Raw genomic sequence first — 16,751 nt, 5'->3', positions numbered from 1 at the left:
GATCTTGCTACCGCCCGCAGCCTACCGGTCGGCGCAATCTATGAGGAGATCGTCTCCGGCGATACTATCGCCGCGCGCCCACAGATGCAGCGCCTGCTGCGCGAGGTCGAGGGCGGCATGTGGCGCGGTGTCCTCGTCATGGAGATTGAGCGCCTTGCCCGTGGCGACAGTATAGACCAAGGCTTGGTCGCCCGCGCGTTCAAATATTCCGAAACGCTCATTATCACACCGTTCAAAACCTTTGATCCAAACAACGAGTACGACGAAGAATACTTTGAGTTTGGATTGTTTATGTCTCGGCGGGAATATAAGACCATCCGCCGCCGTCTCAGTGCCGGTGTGCAGGCCGCCCGGCGCGAAGGGAAGTACACCGCCGGTCAACCCCCGTTTGGCTACCAAAAAATCAAGCTCAAAGGAGAAAAAGGCGGTTCGCTTGTCCCCGATCCGGATACTGCCCCCATCGTGCAGGATGTATTCCGCTGGTACCTCGGCGGCATGACGATCTCTGAGATTAACCGCCGATTGAATCAGCTCATTCCCCCACCGCCCGGATGCGCGCCGCGCTGGTATCACCGCCGCGTCTCCGAGTTGCTGCGCAATCCGCATTACGCGGGCTACACAACTGGCACGCGCAAGCCCACACACAAACAGGTCGTGGACGGCCAGCTTAAGGTTGTACGCTCAAAAGTCAAGGATGTACCTTTGTATGACGGGCGGCACGAAGCGCTTGTCTCTCGGGAGGACTGGCATACCGTGCAGCAAATGCTTGCCCGCAACTTCACGCCGCCTGTCCCACGCGGAAAAGGCCAGAAAAACGCCTTTACCGGTCTGATTGTCTGCGGCCTGTGCGGCCGGAAGATGCAGCGCAGCAGCTTTTCACCCGGTCAAGCTGTCCGCCGTGAACCGATTATCTTCTGTATCTCACGCTCTGCCTGCCCTACCATTTCGCACCGCTATGATGAGATTGAGCGTATGGTACTCGACACCCTCCGCGGCTGGCTGGCATCCTATTCTTCAGGCGTCATGGCCGCTCCGCAGCATGAGATTACCGGACAGCTCCAAAGCTCTCTCAAGCAGTTGGAAAAACGCCTTGCCGATTTGGACGCACGCACTAATCGCGCCTTTGAGCTGGTCGAAACCGGAGTTTATTCCCCCGCGCTGTATGCCGAAAGAAAAAGCGCGCTCGACACCGAACGCGCCTCTGTTTTACATCAAATGCAAAATATTAACGATGAAATTCACCGTCTGGCAAACGAGGAAACCATCCGCCTTGCCTTTGTGCCCAAATTGCGGCATGTGCTCGAATCCTATGAAAGCGCCGAAAATGCGCAAGAGCAAAACCGCTTGCTGAAAACCGTTATAGATAAAATTGTCTACACAAAAACTGTCCGCGTCACTTCAAACAACCCCGGCAACCTCAACCTGCAAATCCATCCGCGCTTACCGCATCAGTCTAACTGCATGTTGTAACATTGGATTCCGTTATTAAACTGAACCTTCTCCACGTCGATCTTGACGCAGAGCAGCTCAGCCGAACGGGGTTTTACCGATACGATTCCGCCCGCGTCCAGCAGCTCCTGTGCGTCGCGGCACAAAAAGACCCGGATGTCACGCAGGCATTCCTTGCTGCGGCAGGAATCATAGACCTTACTGGTGTGTACACAGACCGCCTCACGGAATCCGCCCGTAGGCGCATTGTTGCCGCCGGGCACCGGGCCGGGGCAGCAGACCTTATCAGCCATGTAGCATTACCTCCAAATAGTGATTGAAGAGACTTCAATACCAGTCTATTCAAAGGTTTGCTGTGCGTTACAGCCGCACGCCGCTGTCTACAGCAAAAAAATCGTTTTGCAGCTCCGTGCAGCGCCGGTCAAGCTCAGAGGTCGTGCCGAGCAGCGCGCGCACCGCGTCATACTCCTGCCGTGCGCGCGCATTGTCTTTACCCGTCCGCACGGCGCGGATGAGCAAATTCTTTGGTGTGTCCAGCGGTGAGATATACTCAACTACCGACACCTTGTATCCTGCCGCCTCCAGTCGCAGCGCGCGCATACTATCGGTCAGCACATCGTTAAAGCGTGCCTTGAACACGCCGTGCCGGGTCAACGGCTCCAAGCCTGCAAGCGTATATTGGTCAAGCAGCTCCTTATGGCAGCAGGGCACGCAGGCGATGTATTTCGCCTGCGCTCGGATCGCAGTCGCCAGCGCCAGATCGGTCGCAATATCGCACGCGTGCAGCGAGATCACAGCTGTCACCTGCATCGGCGGCTGATAGGTACGCAGATCAGCACACTGAAATGTCATATTATGATAGCCCAGCCGCCCCGCCATGGCGCGGCTCTCCTCGATGACATGTTCATTGATATCCACACCGATCACGCGGCAGCGGCGGCGCAGCACTTCATGCAGGTAGTAATTCATGACAAAGCTGAGATAGGATTTGCCGCAGGCGCAGTCCAACAACACGATCTCCTCGCTGTCATCCTGCGCAAACATCGGCGCGACCAGCTCAACATAGTGGTCGATCTGGTTATATTTGCGGATCATATCATTTCTCAGCTTGCCATCAGCGGTGAGTATACCGATCTCACGCAGCAAAGCGGACGCTTGATCGACACGGATCAGGTATTGCCTGCCTTGGTCGAGCAGCGGATTCGCCGCGGCCGCTTGCTCCTCTGCCGCCGCTTCGCGCTCAGCCTGCTTCATCTGCACGCCGCGCGGCGTTACTGTGAGCATCACAACCGTGCTTCGCTCGGTATAGCGCAGCTCAGTCTCATCGAATTTCTCCGCCTGCTCGGCGAAGAACACGCAAAAGGCCTCTCCATCCACAGGGCGCGTCACCCCCTGAAAGCGCAGCATATAGCCCTCATCCGCCCGTGTGAGCTGGGCGTCAAATGTTTTCTTGCCGGAGCGGAATGTGCAGTCCGCCCGCACAAAATAATCCCGGTTTTTCATAAGGCGAGCCGAAATACCGCTGAGCAGCAGCTTCAGCTTGGCCGCGTCTCCCTTTTGCATCCTCTGTCACAACCTTTCCTACTTTTGTATATCCGTGCTTCCCGTCAGACGCAGCGTGTTCCAGTCCGAAAAGCGCTGCCCGGTACCGTGTGAGACGAGCAGCACAGCTCGCTCCTCCGCGTATTTCTCCAATGCGGCACAGGCGCGGTCGATCGACTGCTCATCCAGCCCGGTAAACGGCTCATCCAGCACCAGCACATCACCCTGTGCTGCCAACGCACGCGCCAACGCCACCCGGCGGCGCATCCCACCGGACAGCGTGCGCACCGTCTGGTCAAGCGCCTGCCCGGGCAGCAGCCGCAGCAGTATCTCCCGCGTGCGAACCTCGTCGTCACAGACCAGCATGACATTCTGCACCACGCTCCAGCCCTCGATCAGCCGATCCTCTTGAAAAACAGGACAAAACCGGACGCGCTGTGCGCCGCTGATCTGCCCGCCATCGGGCTGCTCCAATCCCAGCAGCAGCCGCAGCAGCGTTGTTTTACCGATACCGGATGCCCCAACGATCTGCCAGCGCTCTCCCTCACGTATTTTCCAGTCCAGCGCGCGAAGCACGGGCTTGCCCGCAAACGCCTTGCGCACTTGCTTGAGCTCGATCATAACGACGTCCCCCACTTCCGCTGAGCGGCTGAAATGCCGCGCACCAGCAATTTTTCCAATGCAACGCTGAGCAGAATGATCACAATCGACCAAGCAAACAGGTCAGCCGTGTTGAGGTACAGCTTGGCCAGATAAAGCTGCTCACCGATAGAGCGGCGCGGCAAGCCGATGATCTCCCCCGCGACACCTGCCTTGAGCGCCATACCCACCGATACCCGGCAGGCCGACAGCAAATACGGCATGACTGCCGGTATCCAGACCGCGATCAGCCGCTTACCCCGGCTGAGACAAAAAACCTGCGCCATTTCCAGCAGCTTTTGGTCAACGCGCGTCAAGCCTTCGGTCAGGTTGATATAGACAAGCGGAAAAACCACGAAGAACGCCGTCAGCACCGATATCCACGCCGAGCGAATCCAGATCAGCGCGACCACGATGAAGCATGCGACCGGCAGGCTTTTCATACTATGCACGACCGGCTCAAACAGCACACGGCACAGCTGCATCCGTGCGCACAGCACCGCGAGCACTGCCCCCGCCGCGAATGCGATGGCAAAGCCTGCGGCGATCTTACCCAGAGAGCCGACAATCGACTGCCAGAACACCGTGGTCGGAAGCATGAAAAGCAGGCTCTGTACCGTTGGTACAGGGCCTGCGAAAAGTAGCTTCGGTATCAAGAGAGCTGCGGTTTGCCATACCGCCAGCCAAAAGACGGCGGCAATCGTGCCGCGCAGCCAGCGCTTATCCCAGATAGTAGAACCCTTCATCGGGCAGCTTTCCTCCCACTGCTTCGGGCGCGATCTCATACAACGCTTGCAGGTAGCTCGATACCCAAGTCTGCATGGCTTCCCCCGACTCTGCCGCGAGCGGATTAAAATTCTCCAGCACCTGCTTGGCCACACCCGCCTTGACGATGCCGTATTCCTCGATCAGCTGGGCGGCTGCGGCCGGGTCCTCGCCCGCCTGCGCAACCGACCGCTGGTGATCGAGCACAAACTGTGCGACCGCCGCTGGGTGCTCCTGCGCAAACGCCGTGCGCACGATGGTAACGCCGGTAGCAATACCCTGCTCATTGACGGCGCGCCAAGCGTCATCCAGCGGGAAGTTGAGCGTCATCGTCTGATCCTGCAGCATGGCGACTGTTGCAAAGGGTTGCGGCAGAATGCCCACCCCCGTCTCATCTTGCCCCAAGGCAGCGACGACCTCGGTCGCCTCGGTCTTAAATTCAATGGTCAGGTCGGTTTCCGCGATGCCGCTTTTGCCGAGCAGATAACGCAGTGTCCACTCGGGTGTCGTGCCCTTGCCGGTCATGTACACAGTCTTGCCTTTCAGTCCATTCAAGTCGGTGATCGCCTCATCATGCGAGACGGCATACAGCACATTGCCCGCGTTGACGTTCAGCACCTGCACGCCGCCCTCAGTCTTCTGGTAGAGCGTCGCTGCCAGATTGGTCGGGACGAGCGCGATATCGACCTCGCCCTTGGCGATCAGCGGAACAATCTCATCACCCGCGGTATACATATCAAAGGTGTAGTGCGCGCCCTCGCTCTCGTTCTCTTTCATCAGGCAGACCAGTCCCATCGAGGTCGGCCCTTTAAGCGCCGCCACGCGGGTCGTTACCCCGTCCTCATAGCCGGCCGTGACAGCGGGCTGACCCGCCGCAGCGTTCTGCTGCGCCTGCTGGCCGCAGCCTGCCAAAAGCGACAGCGTGAGCACCGCTGCCATCATTGTTGTAAAAATGCGTTTCATTTTTCCATGTCTCCCTTACTTTGCCATCATTGACTTGACCTGCACGTTCGGCAGCCGCCCCAGTTTGCCGGAAAGCGCGTTGATCGTATCGTTCGGGCAGTCCAGCACAACGGTAATGATCGCGCACGCCTTGCTGTGTGGGATGCCCATCCGTCCGACGATATGCTCTCCATACTCGTGCAGCAGGCGGTTGACCTCCCCACTTGCCTCGCGGTTTTCTACGATGATGCCGAGAATTGCAATTCGATTTTCCATGTTATGGTCTCCCTTCCACAAATACATCCCGCATCATCACGATGCGGGACGTAAAATCAACTTTTCCGTTCTTACATCGCAGACAACTCTTTGACAGCAGAAATCATATGATATCGGTATGCTTGTCCGTCAGTTTGGCTTCCGGGCAAGGATATCCTGCATAAAGTATACTGCTGCACCACATTTTTGTCAATGCATATTTTGCGCCCGCGCGGTAAAAATACTATCGAAATCAAAAAAGGAGGTCATTCTCATGGATCGTTCCCAATACAACAAGGCCATCCGCTGCACGGTCGACCAGTGCGCCAACCACTGCGACCACGCGGAGTACTGCGCACTTGACTCGATCACCGTCGGCACGCACGAGGCTAATCCGACTGTCGATCAGTGCACCGACTGCAAGTCCTTCTCCCGCAAGTAAAACCCTACAAAAGGCGGACTGTCTGATGATACACAGACAGTCCGCCTTTCCTTTCGCCACGCCATGGGCCGAGCCGCGCTCGCCTGCGGCGCGTTTGCTCATAAATCATCTACGGCCTCGAGCATTTTGGTATCGCCCGTCACAAAGGTGATCGCGCGACTGCAATTGGCAATCTCCGCCTGCTGCATCGCGCCCCCAAACTCGCCGTCCAGCGTCCAAGGCACTGCATCGTCCGCCCGGAAGGATATCTTTGCGGTGCGGAAGTACACAAAACGTGTCGAATCCATATTGTGCGTCAGCAGATCGTTTATCAGCCATTGCAGCTCCATCGGATTTTCCACCGGATAAACGAGCAGCACCTCATACAGCCCGTCGTCCAGCATCACGCCGTCCGGACTGATGGCCTTGAAGCCGCCGACCGAGACCGAATTGGACACCATACCGAAGATAAAATCGTCCTCGACCGTCATTTCCTTGCTGTACACCCGCATATGATGCTGCTTTATGTTGGCCAGCGACTTGACGCCCTCCATCAGATAGGCCGCGCGGCCAAGCACATTTTTGCTTTGCTGCGGTGTGGCATAGGATACCTCGGTAAACAGGCCGAACGCCGCGATATAGTTGAAATACCGGTCGTTGAAGCGGCCGATGTCGAGTGCTTGCAGGTTTTCACTTACCGCGACGGCAGCGGCCTCGACCGGCGCTTTGGGAATGCCAAGGCTCTGCGCAAAATCATTGGTCGTGCCCGCCGGGATATAGCCCAGCGGCGGACGCACATCCGACTGCATCAGGCCGGTCACGACCTCATTGAGCGTACCATCGCCGCCCGCGCAGACAATGCGGTCGAACTCGGCCGCGCGCGCATATACCACGCGGGTCGCGTCGTGCGCGCTCTCGGTGACATGCACAGTCACCTCAAACCCGGCCTGCTGGAATGCGCCGATGCAGTCGATCACCTTGCCGCTCATCGCGCCCCGTCCAGCCTTTGGGTTGACGATCCACAGCATTTTTTTCACAAAACACGCACCCCCTTTGCTTAATCAGTTCAACAGAGCAGCGTACACACCGCGTTGGAATACGCAACCGGATCTTCCACCGGCATCCCCTCAATGAGCAGCGCCTGCGTATACAGTATCTCCGCATAGGTTTTGACCTGTTCTGAACCCTGCTGATACAGCTGACACAGCTTGCCAAAGATAGGATGCGCAGCGTTGAGCGCAAGTACACGGTCAGCGTGCAGGCGCTGGCTGTCGTCCGCCGCCTGCTGGTTGAGCACCTTTTCCATCTCGAGCGTCAGCGGACCTTCGGCACGCAGACAGCACGGGTGGCTTTTCAGCCGTCCGGTCAGCTCCACCTTTTTGACCTTGCCGTCGAGCGCCTCGGTCAGCGCGGTCAACAGGGCTGCATTATCCTCGGACAGCTTTTTGATTTCCTCCTTCTCGTCCTCGCTCTCGAGGCCAAGGTCGGCGTCTGTGATAGACTTGAAGGCCTTCTCCTGATAGTTTGCCAGCATTTTGATGCAAAATTCGTCGATATCATCGTCCAGACAGAGCACTTCCATGCCCTTGTCTCGCAGCGTTTCCATCGCGGGCAGCAGCTTGATCTTATCCACAGTCTCGCCGCAGGCATAGTAGATATACTGCTGCTCCTCCTGCATCCGGGAGACATACTCCTCCAGCGTGACCAGCTTATCCTCGGTCGACGAGTGGTACAGCAAGAGATCCTGCAGCAGCTCCTTATGCGCGCCGTATTCCACATATGCGCCGTATTTGATCTGGCGTCCAAAGGCAGACCAAAACTTCTCATAGTCCTCGCGCTTGTCCTTTTGCAGCCCCAGCAGTTCACTCTTGATTTTCTTTTCCACACTTTGTGCGATCGCCTTCAGATGGCGGTCGTGCTGCAACATCTCGCGTGAAATGTTAAGCGACAGATCGGCCGTATCGACCATGCCGCGCACAAAGCTGAAATGGTCGGGCAGCAGGTCGGCGCACTTGTCCATAATCAGTACACCGTTGGAATAAAGCTGCAAACCCTTTTCATAGTCCTTGGTGTAATAATCCATCGGCGCGTGCGCGGGAATGAACAGCATGGCCGTATAGGTCACCGCCCCCTCCACGCTGGTGTGGATATGGCAGAGCGGCGGCTGGTAGTCATAGAACTTGCCTGTGTAGAAGGTATTGTAATCCTCGTCGGTCAAATCCTTTTTGGACTTTTTCCAAATCGGTACCATCGAATTGAGGGTCACGTTTTCGGTGTACTCCTCCCACTCGGGCGTGTAATCCTCGCCTGCGTCGGCCGGCTTGTCCTTCATGCGGGATTTGACCATATCCATACGGATAGGATAACGGATATAGTCGGAATACTTTTTCACCAGCAACTGTACGCGGTACGGCTCCAAAAACTCATCATAATTCTCGTTTTCTGTATTCTCCTTGATGGTCAGCGTGATGCGCGTGCCGTTCTCCGCCTTGTCGCACGGTGAAACAGTATAGCCTGCCGTACCGTCGGACTCCCAGCGGTTGGCCTTATCGCTGCCGAACGCCTTGGAAACGACCTCAACATGCGAAGCGACCATGAACGCCGCATAAAAGCCCACGCCAAACTGACCGATGATCGAAATATCCTCCTGCGCGGCGTTTTCCTGCTTGAACGCAAGCGAGCCGGAACGCGCAATCGTGCCAAGGTTGCTTTCCAGCTCCTCGGCTGTCATGCCGCAGCCGTGATCCTCGATGATGAACCTGCGGCCCTCTTTATCGAGCGTCAGCTCGATCGGCAAACCGTCTCTTGTAACACCGGTTTTGCCCTCTTTCATCGCGTTATAATACAGCTTATCCGTTGCATCGGACGCATTCGAGATCAGCTCACGCAGAAAAATCTCCTTATGCGTGTAAATCGAATTGATCATCAAATCCAGCAGCCGCTTGGACTCTGCCTTGAACTGCTTCTGTGCCATGCTTACATCCACCTTTGCGATATTGTGATTGATTAGCACTCTAAGACACCGAGTGCCAACACTGATATGATAATCCTCCCCGCTGGAAAAATCAAGCCTTTGACGGAAAATTCATCGTTTATTCAAAATATGCGGCCATCCTCACGACAACAAAAAAACGCGGCTCGGAGACCATGCCCCAAGCCACGTTTCTCTTATGCGATTTTATCCTTTTCGATATTTCGCTCTTTGATGCGGCTGCGCACAGTCTGGCGCAACAGCGTGTAAATGACCGAGCATACCGGGATAGCAAACAGGATGCCCACCACACCCGCAACATTTGCGCCAAGCGTTACCGCCGCGAGCACCCAGATCGACGGCAGGCCGACCGAGCTGCCAACCACGCGGGGATAGATGACGTTGCCTTCGACCTGCTGCAGCACCAAAAACAGCACGATAAACCACAGCGCCTTGACCGGACTGATGATGAGGATGAGCAGCGCGCCGACAATGCAGCCGATAAATGCGCCGAAGATGGGAATCATTGCGGTCACACCGATCAGCACCGCGATCACCAACGCATACGGTAGGCCGAGCAGCGACATGCTGACGAAAAACATCATGCCGAGGATGAATGCCTCCAAGCATTGACCGGACAAAAAGCTGTTGAAAGACGAGGAGGTCAGGTTACATATCTCTAAAAAACGGTCGACATAGGTTTCCGGAAGAAAGGAATAGAATAGGCGGCGGAACTGTCGACCCAGATCCTCTTTCTGGAACAGCACATAAATAGCGAACACCAGGCCGATGATCGCGTTGCCCACTCCACTGACGACCGAGGTCGCAATGTTGAACGTATGGCTCAGAATATTACCGTTTTGGAAAAAGCCGATGACGATCGCGCCGATCGACTGCCAATCAATGTTCAAGAAATGATCCTTAAGAACGGCGATCTCGCCAGCCAACATGGGCAGCATGGCAGCAGCCTCGTCTAACAGCTGCGGGATGCGGGTACGCGCGAGCTTCAGTTCCTTGGCGATGGCTGCAAACGAGTTATACAGCTCAGGCACGACCATGAACAACATGATGACCACAACGCCGAATACGACGATCAGCGTGAGCACCAGACTCAAGCTTCGCTTCATCTTGCGCAGCCGCTTGCTTTTGGTGATCTGCGGGCTGGAAAATAAATTGCGTTCAAAAAAGCGCATGGGCACATTGAGTACAAATGCGATGCAGCCGCCGATCAAAAACGGCGCGGCCAGACCCAGCAGATAGCGCAGCACGCCCCCGACCAGCTTTGTGTTTTGCAGGCCGACATAAAGCAGGATGGCAAAGGCGATCAAGCCCATGATTTTCTTGATATTGTCACGATTCAAATGCAATGATGACCCCTCTTTTGCCTTGATATATCCATATCAAAACATGATTTCCATAGAAAGTCAAGTATGCCGCACGACAGTTTACGATATGTTTTCATTCCTCCGCCTTGAAAACAAGATACTGCTTCTTTGGTGCACCGCAGACCGCGCAGCGGTCAGGGACATCCTCTCCGGCCATTACAAAGCCGCAAATGGGACAAACATAGACGGTATCCGTCTGAAAATCCTCTATATCCGCCGCTTCTTTGAGTAGCTCGGCATGTACCTTTTCCGCAGCAGCCGCTCCGGTGTAGGCCTGCACCGTCAGCGGATTGCGCGTCTGGCGGGCATAGTCGGCCATCATTTTATACATCGTCTTGTATTCAAACTGCTCTGTCGGGATAAATCCTTCGATCGCTTCCATAAAGGCCGCGGGGCGCTCCAGCACCGAGTAGAAGTTCTTGGCATGACGGTACTCTGAGTCGGCAAGCGCCTCAAACAGGTTGGCCACGCGGTCAAAGCCGCGCCGCTTAGCGCGGTCTGCAAACAGCAGATACTTGAAATGCGCCATCAACTCGCCGGTTATCGTCTCCTCCAAGCGGCTCTTCAGCACGGGGGATTTCCGCTCACGGGGGTAGCAGTCCTCCGCCAGATCGCAGACGCGGTAGCACAGCGCATCCTTTTCCAAGTAAAAATGTACGACATGGTGATTGATATCACATGCCCTGATGTGCTCCGACACATCCTCGATCATCGCGCCGCCGCCGCCGGTGCAAATCATCGTGATGCCGTCGACCTCGTCCACAAACCAAGAATGGACATGGCCGCACAGCAGATACTTCACCTTGCTCTTTTCCGCGCTGTAAGCCGCCTTGAGCCGGTCAAACTCCTCCTCCGATACCGCGTTTTGAATAAAATGATTGGGTAGCGGAATATGAAACGCGATGACTGCCTGCTCTACCTCGTTCATCGCCAGAACCTGCTCGACCAGCCGCAGCCCTTCTTCCTCAAAGCACCGCTTGGCGTTATCTATGACGATCAGCGCGAACCGCTTGGCCACAAGGGCGTAGTTGTGCAGGCCAAAACATTCGGTGTAGGCGCCGGTGTCATGGTTGCCGCGCAAACCATACACATGGTTTTCCGCGACTACCTCGGTCAATGTACAGATATCCTCATAATACTTCTTTGTGCCTTCGGGTACCAAATCGCCCACCACCAAGGTCAGCTCATCCTTGGCTGTTTGCTCAAGCGCTCCGGCGTATACCTTCATATTCTGCGTACCCAGTCCGTCGCAACCGGGATCTCCGATCACACCGAAGGAGCGGACGTCCCCAATATAGGTGATCGGCTCGGTGACTTTTTGTATTTTCATTTTTTTCATGTTATCCTCTCCGTATATTGATCGTATCGGAAATCCGAAACGTTTATCATGCACCATGCCGCAGGCCGCCCGGCGGGATATCTCAACCGCCCAGCGTAACATCCTGCCTCTGATACCACGCAAGCGCCTCCGCAAAATCCGACGGCTGAAAATCCGGCCACAGCCGGTCGACCACGAAAAAGTCCGCATAGACTGCCTGCACCGGCAGAAAGCCGGACAACCGGCGCATTTCGCCCCAGCGGATAATCAACTCGACGCGCGAGATATCGTGTGAGCGCAGTCCCTGATAGATTTTCGCACGGTTTCTGCCCGGCGCTTGCAGGTCGGCTAAATCCCATTCCCACCCATAGTTGACCAGAAAATTGACTCGGATACCGCCGCCGTTGACATCAGTCCGCGTCGTATAAGGCAGCAACGCGCGCGGGAACGCCGCAGCCTCGGTATTTCCGACAACCAGCAGCGAGACTGGCTCGGACGCGATCAACTCGACAGCTTCTACACAGGCCTGCGCAAACGCGGCGACCTGCTCCGCCGGTCGGCCACAGTTATCGGTTGTAAAGCCGTAATAGGTAAGCTCCTCCACGCCGGCGTCGCGCGCCAGCCTGAGCAGCTCTAACCCTGGCTGTAGGCCGTGGGCATAACCGTCCTTCTTTTCCATACCCGCGTGCTGGGCCCAGCGGCGGTTGCCGTCCGGAATAATTCCAATATGCTTTGGTATCCGCAAAACTGTATCCTCTTTTCTGCACAGATTCATTTAATAGAATTCCACATTTTGGAACAGATTATGCAAAACGCTTGCTTTTGCGGTGGGTTTTGCCTGCCCGCGCGCGGCGCTTTGATGGGATACGTTTGCCATGCGTGGGCAAGCTATCCGCGAGGTGTTTACGATGTCCTATGTCAGTCCTGCAATTCGTTCCCAGTTTGAAAGCCTGTCCATTGATTTGAAAAACGCGATTTTATCCCGTGATGTGCATTTGGAAAACCTGCACGATCTGATCGCCGTGCTGGAGCACATCGTTTCCGAGGGTGAGCGCGCCGCACAGCCGACCTGAAGCAAGCATTCCCATGCATGGCTTTCCCACATGACACACATGCTATCCCCGAGGTGATCTTATGGCAAAGGCAGGCATGCGCCGTCCGGATCCAAGTGAGCCGCACGGCACGAAAAGCAACCGGAAAACGCACTTCCCCAAAAACCAAGTTCCGCCCGTTCCGCTGATACAGGGCGAGGCCAAGCATGGCAAGGCCAAGGCCCGTCCGATCATCATGGATGGCACACGCCATCCGCACAAGGTTTTTCACCAGCTGCGCGGGAACGGCTCACTCGGCAGCGCCGATACCGACCGGAGCTGACCGTCATGAATCATGTGCATTTGTGTTTATCCGATCTGCTCGATCAGGATCTGACCGCGTGGGAATACTTTCAGACGCTGCCATCCTCCATCCGTCAGTCGCTGTATGACAGCGACATCACGACCTTTGCAGAATTGCAAGCCGAGGCCAACCAAGCCAAAGCAGACGCACAGCAGACCGAAGGGTAGCGGCTTTATCCCTTGCCTGCCAAGCGTCCGGCCGCCACACCATGCCAGACCGGGCGCTTGGCGGTTTCAAACAAGTGATTTTTTAGCGCGCATCCTCACTCGATCTCGATCAGCACCGGACAATGATCCGAGCCGAACACATCGGACAGAATGCGCGCGTCCTTCACGCGGTTGATGAACCGCTCGGACACGAGAAAATAGTCGATCCGCCACCCTGTATTCTTCTCCCGCGCTTTGAAGCGATAGCTCCACCAAGAGTATGCGCCGGTCAGGTCGGGATTGAAATGCCGGAAAGTGTCCACAAAGCCGTCCTCCAGCAGTGCGGTCATCTTGGCGCGCTCCTCGTCGGTAAAACCCGCGTTTCTGCGGTTGGTCTTGGGGTTTTTCAGGTCGATCTCCTGATGGGCAACATTCATATCCCCGCACACAATAACCGGCTTGTCCGCATCCAGTCGCTTGAGATAAGCGCGAAACGCATCCTCCCATACCATGCGGTAATCGAGTCGCTTCAGCTCATCCTGCGAGTTGGGGGTATAGACGGTCACCAGATAAAAATCCCCATAATCGGCCGTAATAACACGCCCTTCATGGTCATGCTCGTCTATACCGATACCGTATGTCACAGACTGCGGCTCGCATTTAGAAAACAGCGCAACACCTGAATAGCCCTTCTTCTCCGCCGAGTTCCAATACTCATGATAGCCGCCCTCGAGCGGCACGTCGGCCTGTCCCTGCTGCATCTTGGTCTCCTGCAAGCATAGCATATCCGGCTGCTCAGCCGCGACAAAATCCAAAAAGCCCTTGCCCATGCAAGCGCGCAGACCGTTTACATTCCATGAAATCAGTTTCATCTTTTGCTCCTTATCCTTTGTTATGCCACGATCTCGACTGTATTGCCATCGGGGTCGAGCACACAGCTTTCATAATATCCGTCACCTGTCACGCGGGGCCCGCTTGTCACATCATAGCCGTCTGCACGCAGACGGGCGGTTAGTGCGTCAACATTTTCGCGCGTACCGACCCTGAACGACAAGTGCGCCCAACCCGTCCATTGGCGCGAGCGATCACAGTCTGCAAGCTCCGGGCGGGTCATCAGCTCCAGCCGCGCGCCGTCTCCAAATGAGATAAAATAAGTTTGCAGGCCGGTCTTGGGATTGTGATACAGCGTGTTCGCCGTACCGTCAAAATAGGTTTGGTAAAACGCGCGCATACGCGCAAGATCGCGGGTGTAGAGCGCGATATGGTCGATCATCATCGACGCACTTCTCCTTTCACAATGCCGCTTTGCCCGATACGGCGTACCGCTTCCTCCATCCGCTCCGGCGGCACGACAAGCGCAAAGCGTACATAACCCTGCCCCAGCGTGCCAAAGCTGTCACCCGGCACACAAATCACACCGGTTCTTTCCATCAGCTCGACGGCAAACAAGACCGCGCTGTCAAAATGTGCCGGGATCTTTGCCCAGACAAACATCGTGCCCTGCGAATCCGGCACATCCCAACCAATACGGCGCAGGCCGCCGCACAGTGCGTCGCGCCGCGCCATATAGCCTGCGCGATTGCGGCAGATAATATCCTGTGAGCCGTTGAGCGCAGCGACCGCGCCCGCCTGAATAGGGTAGAACATCCCGTAATCAATCTGCGAGCGGAAGGCGCGAAAACGCGCAAGCACATCTTCATTGCCCAGCGCGAAGGAAACACGCATACCGGTCAGGTTATATGTCTTAGACAGTGAGTTAAACTCGATACCGACCTCCTTTGCGCCCGGAATGGATAGGAACGATAATCCTTGCTCCCCGTTGAGCTGCAAGTCGGAGTAGGCATTATCGTGAATGACGACGATGTCATGCCGCTTGGCAAACGCTACTAATTCTTCATAGAACGCGCGGTCGGCCAGCGCGGTAGTTGGATTATTCGGATAGGAAACGATTATCGCTTTAGCGCGGTCGGCCACATCGGACGGGATATCCGCAAAATCAAGCTGCCATCCGTTGCGTTCGCGCAGCGGATACAGGCCGATTGACGCACCGGTCAGCATCGGACCAAAGGTGAAAATGGGATAACCTGGATCGGGTGCAAGAATCAGATCGCCCGCACCGGCCAAGGCAAATCCAACATGCGCAATACCCTCCTGCGAGCCGGATACTGCCATGATCTCCTCATCCTCAAGCGTAACATTGTAGCGGCGCTCATACCAATGCCTCACCGCATCCAGTAGCGCGCGCGTTTCGGTCAGCGAGTAGCGGTACTGTCTCGGGTCAAGCGCGGCACGGCTGACGGCCTCCATCACATGGCGATCTGGCTGAAAATCGGGTGTACCAATCGAAAGATTGATTACATCCATACCGCTTTGCATAAGCTGCCGCTTTTTCTCGTCCAGCCGATTGAAAATATTACTTTCCGCGGTTTCGCCCGCTTTGATGAACTGCATTACTGACTATCTCCCCAACAAAAATTCTATTACTGTCCGGTTAAAGCGCGATGGCTGCTTGGCGGCCACAAAATGGTCACCATCCCGAAACACCGCAACACGGCAATCCGGCAGATGCTTCGCCATTTCTCTGGTCTGGCTGCTGCGTATCATGTCATGCTCCCCAACTATAATAAGCGTTGGCATGGTAATCCGATTCAAATCGTCCATTGAAACACCGTATGGATGCACCATTAAGCCGAGCACATCACGCTTACGCGCGGCATGCTTACTGAAACACCCCAGCAGGCTGGTCAGCGCATATGCCGAATAAACCGGCAGCTGAATGTGCGCCTTGACGCCGCGAAGCATCTCAACATTAGCACCGTTCAAAATCAGCTTATCTACACACTGTGGATAGGTTAGGGCAAACTTAATTGCCAAGTTGCCGCCGTCCGAAAAGCCAAGGATATGTGCACTTGTGATACCTTTTTCATTAAGCACAATTTTCAAATCATTGACCATGCGCTCAAAGGACAGCTTTTGCGTACCGCTCTCTGAACGGCCATGTCCACGGCTGTCCACCGCAATGACGCGATAAAAGCGCGTAAATTCCGGTATCTGCTGACTCCAGTACCCGCTATCCTCGCCATTTCCGTGCAGCAGCACAAGCGGCGCACCATGCCCGACATCGTAGCAGGCGATACGTGCGTCACCACAGAGAACGTATGCAGGCTCATAACCGAACATTTGTAGTCCATACCTTTCTGTTATTTCTCCAAAAGCCTGAACGGAGGCTGGCATTCCCCTACACTATCCATACAAAAGACTTCTGGAATGCTACTATCATAGCACAAAAAAGCGCAGTGGACAATGCTATGGGTAACATTTCGGAAAATGTTACCTAATACAATGCCAGCAATAATAAAAAGCAGTAGCCAAAGCTACTGCTTTTTATGTGCGCGCTGAGTTATCTTCCCGGGCCGTCTCCAGCCAAGTATTGTCACCGTAAATGAGCTTAACTACTGTGTTCGGAATGGGAACAGGTGTACCCTCATCACCATTAACACGCACTATATCGAGAAACGCATTC

General features: G+C 55.5%; 20 protein-coding genes and 1 rRNA gene. 5 read left to right on the top strand and 16 right to left on the bottom strand.

Annotated features, from left to right (window positions below):
- On the top strand, nt 1–1,470 hold a 1,470-nt coding region (locus tag MR935_RS10160; protein WP_290573203.1), incomplete at its 5' end, for a recombinase family protein.
- On the opposite strand, the gene MR935_RS10155 is transcribed toward MR935_RS10160, so the two are convergent.
- The 6 genes from MR935_RS10155 to MR935_RS10130 form a co-directional block, all read right to left on the bottom strand.
- Complete coding sequence (locus MR935_RS10155; RefSeq protein ID WP_290573202.1) at nt 1,449–1,742, bottom strand: hypothetical protein; 294 nt, start codon at nt 1,740–1,742, stop codon at nt 1,449–1,451. The genes MR935_RS10160 and MR935_RS10155 overlap by 22 nt on opposite strands.
- A 67-nt stretch (nt 1,743–1,809) precedes the next feature.
- Nucleotides 1,810–3,012, bottom strand: a complete 1,203-nt coding sequence (locus MR935_RS10150) for a class I SAM-dependent methyltransferase (RefSeq protein WP_290573200.1) — start codon at nt 3,010–3,012, stop codon at nt 1,810–1,812.
- An 18-nt stretch (nt 3,013–3,030) separates the two neighbouring features.
- Nucleotides 3,031–3,612 carry an ATP-binding cassette domain-containing protein gene (locus tag MR935_RS10145; protein WP_290573199.1) on the bottom strand — a complete coding sequence of 194 codons (582 nt, stop codon included), beginning with the start codon at nt 3,610–3,612 and terminating at the stop codon, nt 3,031–3,033.
- A complete protein-coding gene (locus MR935_RS10140) occupies nt 3,609–4,376 on the bottom strand; it encodes an ABC transporter permease (protein ID WP_290573198.1) in 768 nt (255 codons plus the stop codon). The genes MR935_RS10145 and MR935_RS10140 overlap by 4 nt, the downstream gene beginning before the upstream one ends.
- Complete coding sequence (locus MR935_RS10135) at nt 4,351–5,358, bottom strand: ABC transporter substrate-binding protein (RefSeq protein ID WP_290573196.1); 1,008 nt, start codon at nt 5,356–5,358, stop codon at nt 4,351–4,353. The genes MR935_RS10140 and MR935_RS10135 overlap by 26 nt, the downstream gene beginning before the upstream one ends.
- A 15-nt stretch (nt 5,359–5,373) precedes the next feature.
- On the bottom strand, nt 5,374–5,613 hold the full coding sequence (locus MR935_RS10130) for a TM1266 family iron-only hydrogenase system putative regulator (RefSeq protein ID WP_290573195.1): 240 nt from the start codon (nt 5,611–5,613) through the stop codon (nt 5,374–5,376).
- A 253-nt stretch (nt 5,614–5,866) separates the two neighbouring features.
- Here MR935_RS10130 and MR935_RS10125 point away from each other — a divergent pair, with 253 nt between their 5' ends.
- A complete protein-coding gene (locus MR935_RS10125) occupies nt 5,867–6,034 on the top strand; it encodes a DUF1540 domain-containing protein (RefSeq protein WP_290573194.1) in 168 nt (55 codons plus the stop codon).
- 98 nt (nt 6,035–6,132) lie between these two features.
- Here the strand turns inward: MR935_RS10125 and MR935_RS10120 are convergent, their stop codons facing one another.
- The 5 genes from MR935_RS10120 to MR935_RS10100 all read right to left on the bottom strand — a co-directional run bounded on the left by MR935_RS10120 (nt 6,133) and on the right by MR935_RS10100 (nt 12,432).
- A complete protein-coding gene (locus tag MR935_RS10120) occupies nt 6,133–7,041 on the bottom strand; it encodes a diacylglycerol/lipid kinase family protein (protein WP_290573204.1) in 909 nt (302 codons plus the stop codon).
- Between the two features lie 38 nt (nt 7,042–7,079).
- Nucleotides 7,080–8,987, bottom strand: coding sequence for a molecular chaperone HtpG (htpG, locus tag MR935_RS10115; RefSeq protein ID WP_290573192.1), 1,908 nt, complete (start codon nt 8,985–8,987; stop codon nt 7,080–7,082).
- 194 nt (nt 8,988–9,181) lie between these two features.
- Nucleotides 9,182–10,351 carry an AI-2E family transporter gene (locus tag MR935_RS10110; RefSeq protein ID WP_290573191.1) on the bottom strand — a complete coding sequence of 390 codons (1,170 nt, stop codon included), beginning with the start codon at nt 10,349–10,351 and terminating at the stop codon, nt 9,182–9,184.
- Between the two features lie 91 nt (nt 10,352–10,442).
- Nucleotides 10,443–11,708, bottom strand: a complete 1,266-nt coding sequence (locus MR935_RS10105; RefSeq protein ID WP_290573190.1) for a ferritin family protein — start codon at nt 11,706–11,708, stop codon at nt 10,443–10,445.
- A gap of 82 nt (nt 11,709–11,790) precedes the next feature.
- A complete protein-coding gene (locus MR935_RS10100) occupies nt 11,791–12,432 on the bottom strand; it encodes an undecaprenyl diphosphate synthase family protein (RefSeq protein ID WP_290573188.1) in 642 nt (213 codons plus the stop codon).
- A gap of 130 nt (nt 12,433–12,562) precedes the next feature.
- Here MR935_RS10100 and MR935_RS10095 point away from each other — a divergent pair, with 130 nt between their 5' ends.
- The 3 genes from MR935_RS10095 (at nt 12,563) to MR935_RS10085 (ending at nt 13,249) form a co-directional block, all read left to right on the top strand.
- Complete coding sequence (locus MR935_RS10095) at nt 12,563–12,760, top strand: hypothetical protein (RefSeq protein ID WP_290573208.1); 198 nt, start codon at nt 12,563–12,565, stop codon at nt 12,758–12,760.
- 61 nt (nt 12,761–12,821) lie between these two features.
- Nucleotides 12,822–13,061 carry a hypothetical protein gene (locus MR935_RS10090; RefSeq protein WP_290573206.1) on the top strand — a complete coding sequence of 80 codons (240 nt, stop codon included), beginning with the start codon at nt 12,822–12,824 and terminating at the stop codon, nt 13,059–13,061.
- Between the two features lie 5 nt (nt 13,062–13,066).
- On the top strand, nt 13,067–13,249 hold the full coding sequence (locus MR935_RS10085) for a hypothetical protein (protein ID WP_290573186.1): 183 nt from the start codon (nt 13,067–13,069) through the stop codon (nt 13,247–13,249).
- A gap of 95 nt (nt 13,250–13,344) precedes the next feature.
- On the opposite strand, the gene MR935_RS10080 is transcribed toward MR935_RS10085, so the two are convergent.
- The 5 genes from MR935_RS10080 to rrf all read right to left on the bottom strand — a co-directional run bounded on the left by MR935_RS10080 (nt 13,345) and on the right by rrf (nt 16,732).
- The gene (locus MR935_RS10080) at nt 13,345–14,100 is read right to left on the bottom strand and encodes an exodeoxyribonuclease III (protein WP_290573184.1); all 756 of its coding nucleotides are present in this window, start codon (nt 14,098–14,100) and stop codon (nt 13,345–13,347) included.
- A gap of 20 nt (nt 14,101–14,120) precedes the next feature.
- On the bottom strand, nt 14,121–14,504 hold the full coding sequence (locus MR935_RS10075; protein WP_290573183.1) for a VOC family protein: 384 nt from the start codon (nt 14,502–14,504) through the stop codon (nt 14,121–14,123).
- The gene (locus tag MR935_RS10070; protein ID WP_290573182.1) at nt 14,501–15,679 is read right to left on the bottom strand and encodes an aminotransferase class I/II-fold pyridoxal phosphate-dependent enzyme; all 1,179 of its coding nucleotides are present in this window, start codon (nt 15,677–15,679) and stop codon (nt 14,501–14,503) included. Before MR935_RS10070 ends, MR935_RS10075 begins: the two co-directional genes overlap by 4 nt.
- 6 nt (nt 15,680–15,685) lie before the next feature.
- Nucleotides 15,686–16,408 carry an alpha/beta fold hydrolase gene (locus MR935_RS10065; RefSeq protein ID WP_290573181.1) on the bottom strand — a complete coding sequence of 241 codons (723 nt, stop codon included), beginning with the start codon at nt 16,406–16,408 and terminating at the stop codon, nt 15,686–15,688.
- A gap of 207 nt (nt 16,409–16,615) precedes the next feature.
- Nucleotides 16,616–16,732: ribosomal RNA gene (rrf, locus tag MR935_RS10060) — 5S ribosomal RNA — on the bottom strand.
- Nucleotides 16,733–16,751: the final 19 nt, after the last annotated feature.

This window comes from Agathobaculum sp., assembly GCF_022775115.1.
Taxonomy (GTDB): domain Bacteria; phylum Bacillota; class Clostridia; order Oscillospirales; family Butyricicoccaceae; genus Agathobaculum.
This window is presented reverse-complemented; position numbering and strand designations above follow the sequence as displayed.